Here is a 14,832-nt window from a genome sequence, read left to right as displayed (position 1 = left end):
CATGGGACCAATTGCCTGCGCCTCTGCCCCCGGCTTAGCCGGCTATGCGGGCGGCGAGCTCCCTGACCCGGGCGTGGATATCGTCGCGGACCAGCTCCATGCGTTCGCGGCCGTCAATGCCGCGCAGCGAGGGCTCGTCGGTCTCCCAGCGTTCGACGGTCACGCCATAAACGTCTGGCACCTGCGCCTCCGCACCCAGCACGACGACGAGCCCGGCGTCCCGCATCGCCTCCTCGGTGAGCTGGGTCGGCCTTCGGCCAGAGATATTCACTCCTAGCTCGGCAAGCACCTCGGCGGAGAGCGCGTTGATGGTGGTGCCTGCCTGGGTCCCCGCCGAACTCACCCGGACGGCGTCGGGCCTCCCCGCCTCTGCGAGCTCCCTCTCGAACAGGCCGGCTGCCATCTGCGACTTACCCCGGTTCTTCACGCACACGAAGAGCACTCCGGTCATCAGCAGCAGGCCTCCTTCTGTGCGGAGGCGCCGGAGTCCATCATGCCGCCGAGGGCAGATTCGGCGCAGAGGCTCTGGCACAAGTTCTTGAGCGTGCCCGGGACCACCGAGTAGTAGGACCAGGTGCCGCGCTTCTCCCTGGTGAGGAAACCCGCGTCTACCAAGATCTTCAGGTGATGCGAGACAGTCGGCTGGCCCAGGCCCAGCGGTTCGGTGAGGTCGCAGACGCATGCCTCGGAGGTATCGCCGGCAGCGATGGTGGCCAGCAGCAGCAGGCGGTTCGGGTCGCCGAGGGCCTTGAACCGGGTAGCCAGCTCCACCGCGGTGTCGTCGTCCAATGAGGTCTGTGCAGGTGGTGGCGAGCAGCAGGTTGTCGGGGGCGTGGCCGTCTCAGTCATGGGCGCCTTTCTGTGGAACGCTCAATAGATTGACAACTATCGATATATTTGACGATACTCAGCATATCGAAGTTTGTCGATGCTTAAGGCAGTCCGCTACCAACCTCTGAGGTGCCCGTGACCCATCGCCCTGATTTGCCCCCATCGGATGCCGGTGTGGTGCTGAAGCGACTTTCCGTGCTGGACAGGTTTCTGCCGGTCTGGATCCTGGGCGCGATGGGGCTGGGACTATTGATCGCCGTCGTCGCCCCCGGCGTGAGCCAGGTGCTGCACGCGGTGGAGATTGCCGGGGTCTCGGTACCGATCGCCATCGGACTGCTGGTCATGATGTACCCGGTGTTGGCCAAGGTCCGCTACAACGAGACCGGACAGGTGGTCAGTGACAAGAAGCTGCTGGTCACCTCCCTGGTCATCAACTGGCTGCTGGCCCCGGCGTTCATGTTTGCTCTGGCCTGGCTCTTCCTGCCGGATCTGCCGGAGTACCGCACCGGACTGATCATCGTGGGGCTCGCCCGGTGCATCGCCATGGTGCTGATCTGGAACGACTTAGCCTGCGGGGACCGGGAGGCCGCCGCGGTGCTGGTGGCGGTCAACTCCGTCTTCCAAGTCTTCATGTTCGGGGTGCTGGGCTGGTTCTACCTGCAGCTGCTGCCGGGCTGGCTCGGCCTGGAGACCACTTCCGCGGAGTTCTCCGTCTGGGCGATCACGGTCTCGGTGCTGGTGTTCCTGGGTATCCCGCTGGCTGCCGGCTTGATCACCCGCACTGTCGGCGAAGCCCGAATGGGCAGGGCTGCCTACGAGTCGAGACTGCTTCCCAGGATCGGGCCTTGGGCGCTCTACGGGCTGCTGTTCACCATCGTGCTGCTCTTCGCGCTACAGGGCCAGCAGGTGCTGAGCAGTCCCTTCGACGTCGCCCGGATCGCGGTGCCTCTGCTGATCTACTTCGTGGTGACCTTCGGTGCCTCCATGCTGATCGGCTGGCTGCTGCGGCTGGGCTACGAACGCTCCACCACGCTGAGCTTCACCGCAGCGGGCAATAACTTCGAGCTGGCCATCGCGGTGTCCATCGCCACGTTCGGTGCTGCCAGCGGCCAGGCTCTGGCGGGAGTGGTCGGCCCGCTCATCGAAGTCCCCGTCTTGGTGGGACTAGTCTACGTGGCCCTCTGGGCCCGCCGCTTCTTCCCCCAGACCGCAGTGCCGCCGCAGACTCAATCTGTCCGCCCTGTCGCCAAGAGTTCCACCCCCGACGCCTACCTCAGGAGAACGCCATGATCCCCCCAGCCGACACCGCACAGCAGCCTCACCTGCCCACTGTGACCTTCGTCTGCGTGCACAACGCTGGGCGCTCGCAGATGGCCGCCGCGTTCCTGCGCGAACTCGGCGGCGACCACGTCCAGGTTTACTCCGGCGGCACCCAGCCGGCCGATCAGATCAATCCCGTTGCCGCCGAGGCCATGGCCGAGCTCGGCATCGACATCACCGGGCGCAGCACCAACGAGCTCTCAGCAGACATGCTTCAGGAGTCCGACGCGGTCATCACCATGGGCTGCGGGGATGACTGTCCCTACTATCCCGGCAAGCGCTATGAGGATTGGACACTGGAGGATCCCGCCGGAAAGGATCTGGCTGCCGTGCGGCGGATCCGCGATGACATCAAGGGGAGGGTCGAGGAATTGGCGCGTTCACTCGGGGTGGAGAACCCAGGGCCGGTGGATCCGCGCTCTCTGTCCGAGGCCTACAGCCAGTAAGCCACCGCGAGCTGTTCTTTCCCTGGCAGTGCACTATCGATGACGCCTCCCGCCGACTCCTGGAAATCACCGGTTGGGCTCACAGGGAACGGTGCATGAGCACGGTGCTCAGGGTGCGTCCATGCGTGACGCCGATCCTGTTGAGCAGCCCGATCGTGACGAAACTCAGCTTCTGAGGCTGGACACTGCGCACCTTGACACCATGGTTGAGGTGTGTGGGATCAGCTATGGAGGGGAGTATCCTGACTTTGCGTCATCGTCGTTGCTCCGGCTATAGTTGTCTTTCGTCTGCTTGGCTGTGCTGTGCCTGTTTATGGGTTCGGCGCCGGAAAACAGCTCAAGCGCCGCCAAAACTTTGCACCGTCCACGCGGTCTCCGCGTGTCCGTAGGCAACTTCGGTTGGATCTCACCCAGCCTGGTCGTCCTCGTACCGGTGTCAGTGAAATGGTCCGCGCCTGCGGGCCTTTAACCGCATCTATGTACTGAAACTCAAGAGGAGTGATCATGGCAGCACGTTGCCAGGTGACGGGAGTGGGGCCGCAGTTCGGCCACCAGATCTCGCACTCGCACCGCCGCACCAAGCGCCGGTTCGACCCGAACATCCAGAAGAAGACCTACTGGGTTCCTTCCCTGGGCCGCAAAGTGACACTGAACCTGTCCGTCAAGGGCATCAAGACTATCGATGTACGCGGCATTGACGCGGTCGTCGCTGATCTGCTGAAGCGAGGTGAGAAGCTCTAGTGGCCAAGGACAAGGACGTACGTCCCATCATCAAGCTGAAGTCGACTGCCGGGACGGGCTTCACCTATGTGACCCGCAAGAACCGCCGCAACAACCCTGACCGCATCGTGCTGAAGAAGTACGATCCGGTCGTCCGTCAGCACGTCGACTTCCGAGAGGAGCGCTGATCATGGCTAAGAAGTCCAAGATCGCAAAGAACGAGCAGCGCAAGGTCATCGTTGATCGCTATGCCGAGAAGCGCGCCCAGCTGAAGAAGACCCTCATCGACGCAGGAGCCTCAGATGAGGACCGCGAGGCTGCTCGGGTGGGCCTGCAGAAGCTTCCCCGCGACGCCTCCCCGGTGCGCGTGCGCAACCGCGACTCGATCGACGGCCGCCCGCGCGGGACTTTCCAGAAGTTCGGTATCTCCCGTATCCGCTTCCGCGATATGGCCCACCGCGGCGAACTGCCAGGAATCACCAAGTCCTCTTGGTGACCCGATTGGTCCACTGATCTTCGCTAAAAGTGGGGGCTCCCTTCTTGGGAGGCCCCACTTTTTTGTGCGCAGCCTTTCGCCTGTGCGAGCAACAAGAGCTGCATCTGCACAGTGAGATTGCCAGAACCTGCCTGATCTGGCCGGAAAATGGCAATCTGAGGGTGCAAGTCCGCGCGGGATCAAGACGGCGAGGCCGGGCAGGATGGTGGCTGGGACGCTCTGCGGCCCCGGTATTTCAGTACGCTCAGAGGGAAAAGTCCTGGAAACACGCCCAAAACTGACGTTTCGCACGGAGTTCGACGTTTCTGCGTGGTAAGTTGCCAGACTGGAAGCCCAGAACGGCCGCTGATCCGCGGAATCATGCGGAAGTTCGGCCCGCTGGGACAACAGATGAATCAGTCCAGGAGGACAAACACATGGCACTGAACCGCAGCGAACTCGTCGCAGCAGTCGCAGAGAAGTCCGGCAATTCCCAGGCAGCCGTCAACGGCGTGCTCGATTCCGTCTTCGAGGTCTTCACCGAGCAGGTTTCCAAGGGCGAGAAGGTCTCCATTCCTGGTTGGCTCTCTGTGGAGCGCACCGAGCGTGCCGCCCGCACCGGCCGCAACCCGCAGACCGGTGAGACCATCCAGATTCCGGCCGGCTACTCCGTGAAGCTGTCCGCTGGCTCCAAGCTGAAGGCTGCTGCCTCGGGCAAGTGAGCACTGCCTGAGCAGCGCGATGCGCTTTCAGGCCACGAAAACGGTCCCCGCCTCTTCACAAGAGGCGGGGACCGTCGTCTATTTCGACGCATTGTAGAATTCTCTTATGTCCTCGGTCCTGATCCAGCAGCTGCTCGCAGCGTCTGACCTTCAGGTCGATGCTCCGGGCTGGGCACCCCTTGTCTTCGCCGCCGGTGCCTTTGCCGTGGTGGCAGTGGTGCTGGTTCTCATGTGGAAGAAGCTCAAACAGTCCGAGCAGTGGCGCAGCGACGACGATCCGCAGGATGACCACGATCAGAACTGACAGCTCCAGCGCGGCGAAGACCGGCACCGGCAGCAGGGGCTCCGCCAGCGGCCCATGGGCCGCACCGCTTCCGATCACCGCCGTGGTGCTGACGGTGGGCCTTCTTGCCCTGATCATTGCCGGAGTGCTGACCGGTGTTGGTCAGTCAGGAGCCATCTCCGATCCCGGTGCGCTCACCAGGTGGGGGCTTCCCGCGGCCCGTTATATCCACCACATCGCGATGGCCACCGCCATCGGCGCGGCGATTCTGGCCGCGGTGGCCGTGCCCTTCCGCAGCGGCCCCCGCAACAGGCAGGACCGCAGTTCCGGCGAGGAGCATCCTCTCTACTGCCGAACCCTGCAGATCGCCATGGCAGCATCCGTGGTCTGGACGGTGGCGGCGATCGCGGTGCTGGTGCTCACGTTCTCCTCACTTGCCGGCCTTCCGGTCTCGGCGGACCCCAGTTTCTCTGAGGGCTTCTTCGACTATGCGCTGAACATCCCCACCGGGCAGGCGTGGCTGGCGGTGGTCCTCATCGCCGCGGTCTGCGCCACCCTGCTGGCAGCAGTCCGGCATCCGGCCGGAATAGGTTTCATCGGGATCCTGGGGCTGTGTGCCATCGTCCCCATGGCCATGGTGGGCCATTCGGCCTCCGGAGATGACCACATGGCCGCGGTGAACTCGCTGGGCCTGCATCTGCTGGGCGTAGTGATCTGGGTCGGAGGACTCATCGTACTGGCCCTGCTGTCCCCGGAGATCGCACGCACCGCCCGGACGCTCACAGCCCGGGACCAGGGCGGACCTGAGATTCTCGGCACCCTGCTGCGTCGTTACTCGGTCCTGGCCGGTCTGGCGCTGGTCACGGTGGCGGCCTCCGGCCTGATCAATGCGGACCTGCGGATCGGCAGCCCCGGTGACCTGTTCGGCACAGACTACGGTCTGATGCTGGTGGCGAAAACCGCAGGCACCCTGACTCTGGCAGCCATCGGCTTCGCTCACCGCAGCTGGCTGATCCCGCGGATGACCGCCTCATCCTCCCTCTCCACCACGCGGGTGCTCTGGCAGCTGATCCTGGTCGAGGTCGCCATCATGACCACGGTGATCGGGATCAGCGCCGTGCTGGGCCGCACCCCGCCCCCGGTACCGGAACATCACTCGTCTGATGCGAATGCCGCACGGATGCTCACCGGTTACGACCTGCCGCCGGAGCCGGGTCTGGCCCACTTCTTCACCCTCTGGCGCTTCGACTGGCTCTGGGTGGCTGTGGTCCTGTTCCTGGGGCTGTGGTACCTCCGTGCGGTGATTCAGGTCCGCCGCCGCGGGATCAGCTGGCCGATCATGCGCGCCGTCTCCTGGATCTTCGGGCTGGGGGTGCTGTTCTGGATTACCTCCGGCGGTCCCGCCGTCTACGGAATGGTGACCTTCTCCGGACATATGATCCAGCACATGACCCTGACCATGGTCGCACCCATCTTCTTGGTTCTGGGCTCTCCGGTGACTCTGGCTATGCGCTCACTGCCGGTCCGGAGCGACGGCACCCGCGGAGCGCGCGAATGGATCCTCTGGCTGGTGCATTCGACCTGGTCCAAGATCGTCACCCACCCGATCGTCGCCGCGGCGAACTTCGCCGGCTCGATCCTGCTGTTCTACTACACACCGGTCTTCGGCTGGGCGCTGGAGTACCACCTGGGACATATCTTCATGACGGTGCACTTCCTGCTCACCGGCTACATCTTTGCCCTGGTGCTCATTGGCCGTGACCCGCTGCCGAACCGCCCGCCGCATTTCCTGCGGGTGATCATCCTGCTGGCCACCATGGTCTTCCACGCGTTCTTCGCGGTGGCCCTGATGTCGGCTGAGCAGCTGATCCAGCCCGACTGGTTCGGCAATATGGGTCACGGCTGGTTCCCGGCCATCGATGACCAGCACACCGGCGGGGAGCTGATGTGGGGGCTCGGTGAGATTCCCGCAGTGCTGCTGGGGGTGATCGTCTGTATCCAATGGGCCACAGATGACAAGCGGGAGATGAAGCGGCTGGACCGCGAGGCCGACCGCACCGGCGACGCCGAGCTGGAGGCCTACAATCAGATGTTCGAGCAGATGGCCGAACGGGGAAAGCCGCCCAGGTGAGGTTCAGGCGCAGGTCACACGGGGTCATACACACAGCAGGCGGGCCCGGAACAGATTTAGGCTGAGCCTGGTTGACGCAAGAAGATCACGACGACGTCCGCGGCCGCCAGAGCGCGCCGCCAGCCCGCCAGGAGGAGCCCATCGATGACTGAGACGATTCAGCGCAGCTCGCGAGTGCGCGCCTCGGAGCTGCTGGGCCGCAATTGGCTCAACACCGGAGGCGAGCAGCTGAGTCTGCAGCAGCTGCGCGGGAAGATCGTCATCCTGGACTTCTGGACCTTCTGCTGCATCAACTGCCTGCATGTGCTCGACGAGCTCCGCCCGCTGGAGGAGCAGTACGCCGATGTGCTGGTCACTGTGGGGGTCCACTCACCCAAGTTCGAGCATGAGGCCGATCCGGAGGCGATCGCCGCTGCGGTCGAACGCTACGAGATCGAGCATCCGGTGCTCGACGACCCGGAGCTGATCACCTGGCAGGCCTATTCCGCCCGGGCCTGGCCCACTCTGGTGGTCATCGACCCGGAGGGTTACATCGCCGCCAGTCTCTCCGGAGAGGGGCATGTGGCCGGGCTGAGCTCGCTGGTGGAGGAGCTGGTCGCCGAGCACGGGGCCAAGGGCACCCTGCACCGGGGCGACGGTCCCTATGTGGCCCCCGAGCCGGTCAGCCGGACCTTGCGCTTCCCCGGCAAGGCAGTGTCAGTGAGCCGTCCCCTGGGGAGCGACGCGGCCGTCGGCACCTTCTTGGTGGCCGACACCGGCCATCACCGGATCGTCCAGCTCGCCGCAGATCTGGAGACAGTGCTCCAGGCCTGGGGTACCGGCGAGAAGGGCTATGCCGATGGGGGCGCGGGATCAGCACAGTTCAACGAACCTCAGGGGCTGACTCTCCTGCCGGCAGAGCTGGCAGAGCAGGTGGGCTATGACATCGTCGTCGCCGACACCGTCAACCACCGGCTGCGCGGCATCAACATCACCACCGGCGAGGTGACGACTCTGGCCGGCAACGGGGTGCAGCGCCTGCTGGACGCCGAGCGCACCCGTGAAGGTGCGGTGGTGGTAGGTAGTCTGGGCACCGACCCGCTGGAGGTCTCGCTGTCCTCACCCTGGGATGTGCTCTGGTCGGAGACGGTGGGCGGGGTCGTGGTCGCGATGGCCGGAAGCCATCAGATTTTCAGCTTCGACCCGGCCACCGGCGAGCTGGCGGTCTACTCCGGCACCGGCATCGAAGGACTGGTCGACGGGGCACCCGGTGAGGCCTGGTACGCCCAGAGCTCGGGGCTGGCCCAGGACGCAGCTGGTGACATCTGGATCGCCGACTCCGAGACCTCCTCGCTGCGCGTACTGCGCACCTCGCAGAGTGCTGAGGCCCCGGCGGTGGAGACTGTCATCGGCGAAGGGCTCTACGACTTCGGGTTCCGCGACGGTGACCCGGGGCAGGCCAGGCTGCAGCACCCGCTGGGCGTGACCGCCCTGCCGGACGGCTCCGTGCTGGTGGCCGATACCTATAACGGGGCCATCCGCCGGTACCGGGCCGAGCACACCGCTGCCGACGGCAGCCTGGTCCCGGCCGGGGTCTCCACCGTGGCCCGTGGGCTCAAGGAGCCCTCAGATGTGCTGCTGGGCGGTGACATCGACGGCGGCGAGTCCCTGCTGGTAGTGGAGACCAATGCCCACCAGCTGGTGCGCATCGCGGTGCCTGAGGAGTTCCTCACCGTCGACGAGGGAGCGACCCAGACTCAGCGGCCGCGCACCCCGGTGGCCCCGGGTGAGTTCGGACTCAGCGTCAGCTTCTCCGCCCCCACCGATCAGAAGCTGGACGACCGCTGGGGCGACCCCACCCAGCTGCAGGTCAGCTCCACCCCGCCGGAGCTCATCTCCGGCGGCGCAGGCACCACTGAGGGGCTGAACCGGACCCTGACCCTGAACCCTGACATCTCTGAGGGGGTTCTGCACATCACCGCACGGGCAGCGGCCTGCGACGGTGCCCCCGGTGAGGACATCCCCATGCACGCGGCCTGCCACCTCTACCAGCAGGACTGGGGGATCCCGGTGGTTCTCGACCCGGGTGGGGACACGGCGCTTAACCTCGATCTGCGCGGGGTGAAGTAACAGGTGGAGAATGAGGACCAGCGGCCACGTCGCTTCCCACCCTTCTGGACCTCATTCCTCAGCGCAGTCACTCTGGCCTTTCTGGCCGACGTATGGGCCTCACAGGGAAACCTGGGGCTCCGCGTTCTGATCTACCTGGCGCTGGCAGGGCCCTGTGCATATATGATTCTCCGGCATCTGGCGGCCCAGCAGGGTGCCGAGAATCTCAAGGCTCTTGCCCTGTGCTGAGTCTGTGCTCTGTCATCTGAGAACAGATAGACCGTGCGCTGGGTCTCTCAGCTCAGCGATTCACCACCAGGTGCCGGCTGAAGTTCGTCAGCGCCTCATCCCAGCCGTCGTAGACGAAGCCATCGCCCGGTGCGCCGTCGTATCCGCGCAGATGGAATACGAGTTCAGTGCGTTCGCCCTGTGCGGTGAAGGTCAGCGTGATGACCGGCGCGGCCTCGACTGGGGCACCAGGCTCTCCCCAGGTGAAGACCAAGCGGCTGAGAGGCTCCACCTCGAGGAAGACACCGCCGGTGGGGAACTTCTCTCCGGTCTCGTCGTTGGTCATGGTGTAGGTGTAGTGGCCGCCGACACGCACGTCGAAGGACACCGAATCGGTGGTGACGCCGAAGGGGCGCAGCCACTGGGCGAGTTCGGCCTCCTTAGTCCACGCCCGCCACACCAATCCACGCGGGGCGTCGAAGACTCGGGTGATCGTGAACTCCGGGGTTGTTGCATCTGAGGCGCTCATGGTTTTGTCTCCTTGGAGTCTTGTGGGTTCGATATGTCCTTTTTCATGCTTCCGAGGTGCTCATCAAGGGCGTCGAGGTGCAGGTTCCATGTGCGGCGCTGCTCCTCCATCCAGGCTGAGGCCTCGTCGAGAGGTTCAGCTCGCATAGACAGTGTCCGCCACTGTGCCTGCACGGTGCGGGTGATGAGCCCGGCGCGTTCGAGCACCTTGAGATGCTGGGAGACCGCAGGGGCGCTCATGTCAAACCTCGAGGCCACCTCGCCGACGCTGGCGGAGCCCTGGGACAGCTGTGCCAGGATCTCCCGCCGGGTCTGATCTGCGAGCGCGGCGAACACTCGGCTCAGTCGGTCGTCCGCCCTCATTAAACAATCTCCTTAATTAGGTGATTGCTTAAATGTAAAACTCGGCGAACAGAGATGTCAAGCAGTAGTGCTGGAACGTGCCCTGTTTCAGCCCGAGGACTTCAGGGCTGCGGAGAGTCTGACGCGTTGGCCCATCTGCAACAGCGAGCGGCTGTAGATCTTCGCCGCCAGAGCCATCACCAGGGCGGTGGTCAGCAGCAGGATGCCCATGGAGACCACCGGCTCGAACCAGGCGACGTCGCCGTCGAAGAGCCGCAGGGACATCGCCACCGGAGCGCTAAAGGGCACATAGGAGGCGATGGTGATCACCAGGTCGTTGTTGAGCATGAAGATCACCACGAAGTACGGCAGCATCACCATCATCATCGCCGGAGTCATCACACTTCCGGAGTCCTCCTGGCGTGAGACCAGCGAGGCCGAGGCCGCGAACACAGAGGCCACCAGAACAAAGCCAGGGATGAAGAACACCACGAACCACAGCATCGGCCAGGACAGCATCTCCAAATAGTCCAGCTGCCCGGTGACTGCCAGGCCCAGTGCAGCCGAGGCCGCCATCACCACCGCCTGACCGAGCGCGACAATGGAATTGCCGACGATTTTGCCTGCCAGCAGAGCCCGTGCCGAGATGGCCGACAGCAGAATCTCCACGATCCTGTTCTGCTTTTCCATAATGGTGTTCTGCAGAATCATCATGCCGGAGCCCATGGCCACGATCATGAACACCAGGCCAAAGCCCATGGCGGCGATGTAGCGCAGCCCCTCGTCTGCTGCATCGCCGTCCAGGACGTCCATAGTGGGCATCACCGAGAGCAGCTGGGCCTCTTCCATGGGGATGCTGTCCAAACCGATCAGCTGCAGACCCAAGGGGGAGTCGGGATCTGCAGTGACGATCACATCGACTTCGCCCTCGCGCAGCAGCTCCTCTGCCTCCTGGATAGAAGAGGTGTCGGATACATCAAAGCCAGCGGTCTCCAGGTGGGCTTGGCCCTCGGTGACGACATCGACTGTGGCCGCGGTGAACTGATCATCGTCGTTGCCGGTGAAGAAGTCCAGAGCGATGATGCCGCCGACGATGATCACCACGGTGACCAGAGTCGAGATGATGAAGGACTTGGACTTCACCTGTGTGCTGACTTCGCGTTCGGCGACCAGCCGTGTGGCCGCAGCGGTGCCCAGCGGGCTGGTCGGGGCGGACGTCTGGTTCGCAGCACTCATACTGGACTCTCCTGCTGGGTCTTGTCGGCGGTGAACTCTCGGAAAATCTCACTGAGATTCGGAAGCACCGGTCTGAAGCTCTGCACGGTGCCCCGCTGCACGGCCTCGGCCAGCAATGATTGAGCCGCGGGAGGTTCGGCCCGGAAGAGGACTTTGGCTGGAGCCGCTTCATCGACCTCCACACCCGGACGGCTCCTGACCCAGGTCAGGTCGGTCTCTGAGGTGAGTTCGTAACGCAGGGTTCCGTGGCGGCGCCGCAGGTCCTCGCGGTCTCCTGAGTCTAGGATTCTGCCGTCACCGATGATCACCAGATCGTTGCAGAGCCGCTCCACCACATCGAGCTGATGTGAGCTGAACAGCACCACAGAGCCGGCCTCGGCGCGTTCGGTCAGTACTGCGAGGATCTGGTCGACCGCCAAGGGATCGAGACCGGAGAACGGCTCGTCCAGGATCAGCACATCCGGGTCGTGGACTAGTGCGGCGGCGATCTGCACCCGTTGCTGGTTGCCGGTGGACAGGGTCTCCAGGGGGTCCTTCATCCGGTCGGCCAGCCCCAGGCTCTCCAGGAGTCTTTCCGCGCGGGAGATGGCCTCATCCTTGGAGAAGCCGTGCAGCCGGGTCAGATAGGTGATCTGCTCGGCGATCTTCATCTTCGGGTACAGGCCGCGCTCGGCGGGCATATACCCGAAGCGTGACCTGGAGGTGCTGGTCAGCGGCGACCCGTCCAGAACAATGGTGCCCGAGTCGGCGGCGAGCACGCCCAGGATGATCCGCATCGTCGTGGTCTTGCCAGCACCGTTGCCGCCGACGAACCCGGTCAGCTGGCCCCGGTCAGCGGTGAAGCTGACGTCGTGGAGCACCTGCTTGCCGGAGAACGACCGGCACATGTCATGAAGTTCCAGCATGTGTTCCGATCCCCCTAATGTGTGTGAGCCCTGATGAACCATTTCCGCACTGCACTCTATCTGCGGCATCCTGCGGGGGACATCATCCTCAGGAGGTATCCGCAGACACCATCGTGACGGCCGGGAGTCCATGAGCACGAACGGCGTCAGAATTGGATAGGCTCGTAGACATAGCTCTGCACCCAGGCGAAAGGCGCGTGAACCTATGACCACCATGGTCGTTGTGGCGAGCAAGCATGGCTCCACTGCTGAGATCGGCGAGCGCATCGCCTCGACATTGTCTGCCCGTGGGGTCAAGGCACATGTCAAAGAGGTGGGGGAGGCCGGGCAGTGGCTGTATGAGACCACGAATGTGGTGATGGGCATCCCGGTGTACCGGCAGAAGCTGCTGGGCGAGGCCACACTGTTTTTGGAGGCGCATAGGACGGAACTCGCAGGAAAGCCGCTGTTCCTCTTCGCCGTGGGCGGCGGGCCGAGCCTGAATGAGAAGCTGGTGGCGACTCTGCGGCGGTTCCCGCACCGCGACCTCGTCTACTTCCGCGGTGCCATGGATGCCGAAAAGCTCAGCTTCTTCGAGAAGCTCCAGCTCAAAGTCGCCAAGGCGCCCAGCGACGCGGACTTCCGCGACTGGCCGGCCATCGAAGACTGGGCACACGGGCTGCTGGCCTACGGGGTGAACTGAGCGCCGCGGCCCATGAGCGTGTTCGACCTGGAGAGCTTCCGCGGCTGCTTCCCCTCCCTGGAGTCCGGAGTCGTGTTCCTGGACGCACCCGGAGGCACCCAGAGCCCGCGGCCGGTGGGCGAAGCCGTGGCCGCCACACTGACGGGGCCTCTGTCCAACAGGGGTCTTCAGTCAGTCTCTGAGCTCAACGCGGAGAATGCTGTGGGGCAGTTCCGCCGCGCCTACGCCGACCTGCTGGGTGCCGACCCCCGCGGAGTGGTCTACGGCCGCAGCGCCACCCAGCTCACCTATGACTTCTCCCGGCACCTGTCCAGAACCTGGGGTGTTGGAGATGAGGTGGTGGTCACCCGGCTGGACCACGACGCCAATGTGCGGCCCTGGGTGCAGGCCGCCGAGCGGACCGGGGCCACGGTCAGGTGGATCGACCTGGACCCGTCCACCGGTGGGCTGGACTTCTCTGAGGCGGACACCCTCATCAATGCGCGCACACGCCTGGTGGCGGTGACTGCGGCCTCGAACCTGATTGGCACCATTGTTGATGTGGCGTTCTTGGCGGAGCAGGCGCACCGGGCAGGGGCACTGGTCTACGTGGACGGGGTGCACTACACCGCACATTCTCTGGTCGACATCTCTGCGCTGGGCGCGGACTTCTTCGTCTGCTCCCCGTATAAGTTTCTGGGGCCGCACTGCGCGGTGCTCGCGGCCGACCCTGACCTGCTGGAGAGCATCATCCCGGATAAGCTCCTGCCCTCTCCGAATCAGGTTCCGGAACGGTTCGAGCTGGGTACCCTCCCGTATGAGCTGATGGCCGGTGCCACCGCGGCAGTAGATTTCCTTGCCGAAGCCGGCTCAGGATCCGGGAGCCGACGCGAGAGTCTGCGGCTCGCCCATGCGATGATTAGTCAGCATGAGCAGCAGCTGGCACACCGGATTCTGACCACAATTCAGGAGGAGTTGGGGGACCAGGTGGTGGTGCACTCGCGGGCGGCCCAGCGCACACCTACGCTGTTCCTCACCTTCCCCGGCAGGAGCTCGAAGGAGGTCTCCCGAACGCTGCATGCCCAGGGTATCCATGCCCCAGCGGGCTCTTTTTACGCCTATGAGACCTTCGGTCGGCTCGGCGTGGAGGATGAGGCCGGACTGCGCATCGGGATTGCTCCCTACACCAGCGACGACGACGCCGACAGGTTCCTCGCTGCCCTGATGGATCACCTGAAAGCCGGCTCCTGACGGGTGATGGTGTCTGAGGCGCCTGCGCTTATCCGGCGGGGAGTTTCTTCAGGATCTTGGTGACGGTGTTCCAGGTCCTGGTAGTGATCCCGTTGCTGAAGGTACGTTCCAGCCAGGACATGTAGTCCGGGGTCTTGATGCCGGTGGTGTCGACGACGGCCAGGACAGCGCGAGTCGCGGCGTCGTAGCCCTGTATCCGCACCTGGTCTGTATCGGGTACCGGAAACGGCGCAGGAGCAGGGTCAAGGGGCTCTTTGAGGAAGGTGACCGTCAGATAGGTCTGCTTGCTGTGCCCGAGTCCGCCAAAGGGCTCTCTTGCAACGAGCGTCTCGAGCTCAGCCCGGCTGCGCAGGATCGTCCCGCCGCCGATGCCCAGCTCATGATGCAGCGCGGACTGGATGCGGTCCTCCAGCTCAGGCGCGGCGGTGCCGTCTTCGGTGCTGAAGAGGATATTGCCGCTGGAGAGTACTGAGGCGACATCGGCGAAGCCGAGATGCTCGAAGACCTCCCGCAGCCGGTCATTGCGCATGTTCGGGTTGCCGGGGCCTATGCCCCGCAGCAATGCGCAGTAGGACGTCATGAGATGAGCGTATCCACCCCGGTGGCATTGGGAAAGTGAAGACCGGTCGAATGCCTCACCAGGTGCAGCTCAGCTCAGCTGCTCA

The 14,832-nt window shown here is 64.3% G+C and carries 19 protein-coding genes; 12 read left to right on the top strand and 7 right to left on the bottom strand.

Going from position 1 to position 14,832, the window contains the following annotated elements:
• Nucleotides 1-34 precede the first annotated feature (34 nt).
• Entirely contained in the window at nt 35-451 is a 417-nt protein-coding gene (locus DVO78_RS05630; RefSeq protein WP_120003833.1) for an arsenate-mycothiol transferase ArsC, read from the bottom strand.
• On the bottom strand, nt 451-849 hold the full coding sequence (locus tag DVO78_RS05625; RefSeq protein ID WP_120003832.1) for an ArsR/SmtB family transcription factor: 399 nt from the start codon (nt 847-849) through the stop codon (nt 451-453). Before DVO78_RS05625 ends, DVO78_RS05630 begins: the two co-directional genes overlap by 1 nt.
• Before the next feature lie 117 nt (nt 850-966).
• Here DVO78_RS05625 and arsB point away from each other — a divergent pair, with 117 nt between their 5' ends.
• The 10 genes from arsB to DVO78_RS05575 all read left to right on the top strand — a co-directional run bounded on the left by arsB (nt 967) and on the right by DVO78_RS05575 (nt 9,265).
• Entirely contained in the window at nt 967-2,121 is a 1,155-nt protein-coding gene (arsB, locus tag DVO78_RS05620; protein ID WP_238385157.1) for an ACR3 family arsenite efflux transporter, read from the top strand.
• Nucleotides 2,118-2,597: an arsenate reductase ArsC gene (locus DVO78_RS05615; RefSeq protein ID WP_120003830.1), complete on the top strand. Its 480-nt coding sequence runs from the start codon at nt 2,118-2,120 to the stop codon at nt 2,595-2,597. The genes arsB and DVO78_RS05615 overlap by 4 nt, the downstream gene beginning before the upstream one ends.
• A gap of 504 nt (nt 2,598-3,101) precedes the next feature.
• A complete protein-coding gene (rpmB, locus tag DVO78_RS05610; protein WP_120003829.1) occupies nt 3,102-3,338 on the top strand; it encodes a 50S ribosomal protein L28 in 237 nt (78 codons plus the stop codon).
• A complete protein-coding gene (gene rpmG / locus DVO78_RS05605; protein ID WP_120003828.1) occupies nt 3,338-3,505 on the top strand; it encodes a 50S ribosomal protein L33 in 168 nt (55 codons plus the stop codon). Before rpmB ends, rpmG begins: the two co-directional genes overlap by 1 nt.
• Nucleotides 3,506-3,507: 2 nt before the next feature.
• Nucleotides 3,508-3,813, top strand: a complete 306-nt coding sequence (rpsN, locus tag DVO78_RS05600; protein ID WP_120003827.1) for a 30S ribosomal protein S14 — start codon at nt 3,508-3,510, stop codon at nt 3,811-3,813.
• Nucleotides 3,814-4,229: 416 nt separating this feature from the next.
• Entirely contained in the window at nt 4,230-4,514 is a 285-nt protein-coding gene (locus DVO78_RS05595) for an HU family DNA-binding protein (RefSeq protein ID WP_120003826.1), read from the top strand.
• Nucleotides 4,515-4,620: 106 nt separating this feature from the next.
• Nucleotides 4,621-4,818 carry a hypothetical protein gene (locus DVO78_RS05590; RefSeq protein WP_120003825.1) on the top strand — a complete coding sequence of 66 codons (198 nt, stop codon included), beginning with the start codon at nt 4,621-4,623 and terminating at the stop codon, nt 4,816-4,818.
• Nucleotides 4,799-6,928, top strand: a complete 2,130-nt coding sequence (locus tag DVO78_RS05585) for a bifunctional copper resistance protein CopD/cytochrome c oxidase assembly protein (RefSeq protein WP_120003824.1) — start codon at nt 4,799-4,801, stop codon at nt 6,926-6,928. The genes DVO78_RS05590 and DVO78_RS05585 overlap by 20 nt, the downstream gene beginning before the upstream one ends.
• 144 nt (nt 6,929-7,072) lie before the next feature.
• Nucleotides 7,073-9,037, top strand: a complete 1,965-nt coding sequence (locus DVO78_RS05580; RefSeq protein WP_120003823.1) for an NHL domain-containing thioredoxin family protein — start codon at nt 7,073-7,075, stop codon at nt 9,035-9,037.
• A 3-nt stretch (nt 9,038-9,040) separates the two neighbouring features.
• Nucleotides 9,041-9,265 carry a hypothetical protein gene (locus tag DVO78_RS05575; protein ID WP_120003822.1) on the top strand — a complete coding sequence of 75 codons (225 nt, stop codon included), beginning with the start codon at nt 9,041-9,043 and terminating at the stop codon, nt 9,263-9,265.
• A gap of 52 nt (nt 9,266-9,317) precedes the next feature.
• On the opposite strand, the gene DVO78_RS05570 is transcribed toward DVO78_RS05575, so the two are convergent.
• From DVO78_RS05570 to DVO78_RS05555, 4 genes are all read right to left on the bottom strand, one after another.
• The gene (locus tag DVO78_RS05570; RefSeq protein ID WP_120003821.1) at nt 9,318-9,773 is read right to left on the bottom strand and encodes an SRPBCC family protein; all 456 of its coding nucleotides are present in this window, start codon (nt 9,771-9,773) and stop codon (nt 9,318-9,320) included.
• The gene (locus DVO78_RS05565; protein WP_120003820.1) at nt 9,770-10,135 is read right to left on the bottom strand and encodes an ArsR/SmtB family transcription factor; all 366 of its coding nucleotides are present in this window, start codon (nt 10,133-10,135) and stop codon (nt 9,770-9,772) included. Before DVO78_RS05565 ends, DVO78_RS05570 begins: the two co-directional genes overlap by 4 nt.
• A gap of 87 nt (nt 10,136-10,222) precedes the next feature.
• Nucleotides 10,223-11,350 (bottom strand): ABC transporter permease, encoded by a 1,128-nt coding sequence (locus tag DVO78_RS05560; protein ID WP_120003819.1) that lies wholly within the window; start codon nt 11,348-11,350, stop codon nt 10,223-10,225.
• Nucleotides 11,347-12,255: an ABC transporter ATP-binding protein gene (locus tag DVO78_RS05555; RefSeq protein ID WP_120003818.1), complete on the bottom strand. Its 909-nt coding sequence runs from the start codon at nt 12,253-12,255 to the stop codon at nt 11,347-11,349. The genes DVO78_RS05560 and DVO78_RS05555 overlap by 4 nt, the downstream gene beginning before the upstream one ends.
• Nucleotides 12,256-12,460: 205 nt before the next feature.
• Here DVO78_RS05555 and DVO78_RS05550 point away from each other — a divergent pair, with 205 nt between their 5' ends.
• Both DVO78_RS05550 and DVO78_RS05545 read left to right on the top strand, forming a co-directional pair.
• Entirely contained in the window at nt 12,461-12,937 is a 477-nt protein-coding gene (locus tag DVO78_RS05550) for a flavodoxin domain-containing protein (protein WP_120003817.1), read from the top strand.
• 12 nt (nt 12,938-12,949) lie between these two features.
• A complete protein-coding gene (locus tag DVO78_RS05545; protein WP_120003816.1) occupies nt 12,950-14,167 on the top strand; it encodes a cysteine desulfurase-like protein in 1,218 nt (405 codons plus the stop codon).
• Between the two features lie 28 nt (nt 14,168-14,195).
• Here DVO78_RS05545 and DVO78_RS05540 read toward each other — a convergent pair whose 3' ends face one another.
• On the bottom strand, nt 14,196-14,747 hold the full coding sequence (locus tag DVO78_RS05540; protein WP_120003815.1) for a DUF1697 domain-containing protein: 552 nt from the start codon (nt 14,745-14,747) through the stop codon (nt 14,196-14,198).
• Nucleotides 14,748-14,832 lie beyond the last annotated feature (85 nt).

The organism is Nesterenkonia muleiensis, assembly GCF_003600155.1.
Classification (GTDB): domain Bacteria; phylum Actinomycetota; class Actinomycetes; order Actinomycetales; family Micrococcaceae; genus Nesterenkonia; species Nesterenkonia muleiensis.
This window is presented reverse-complemented; position numbering and strand designations above follow the sequence as displayed.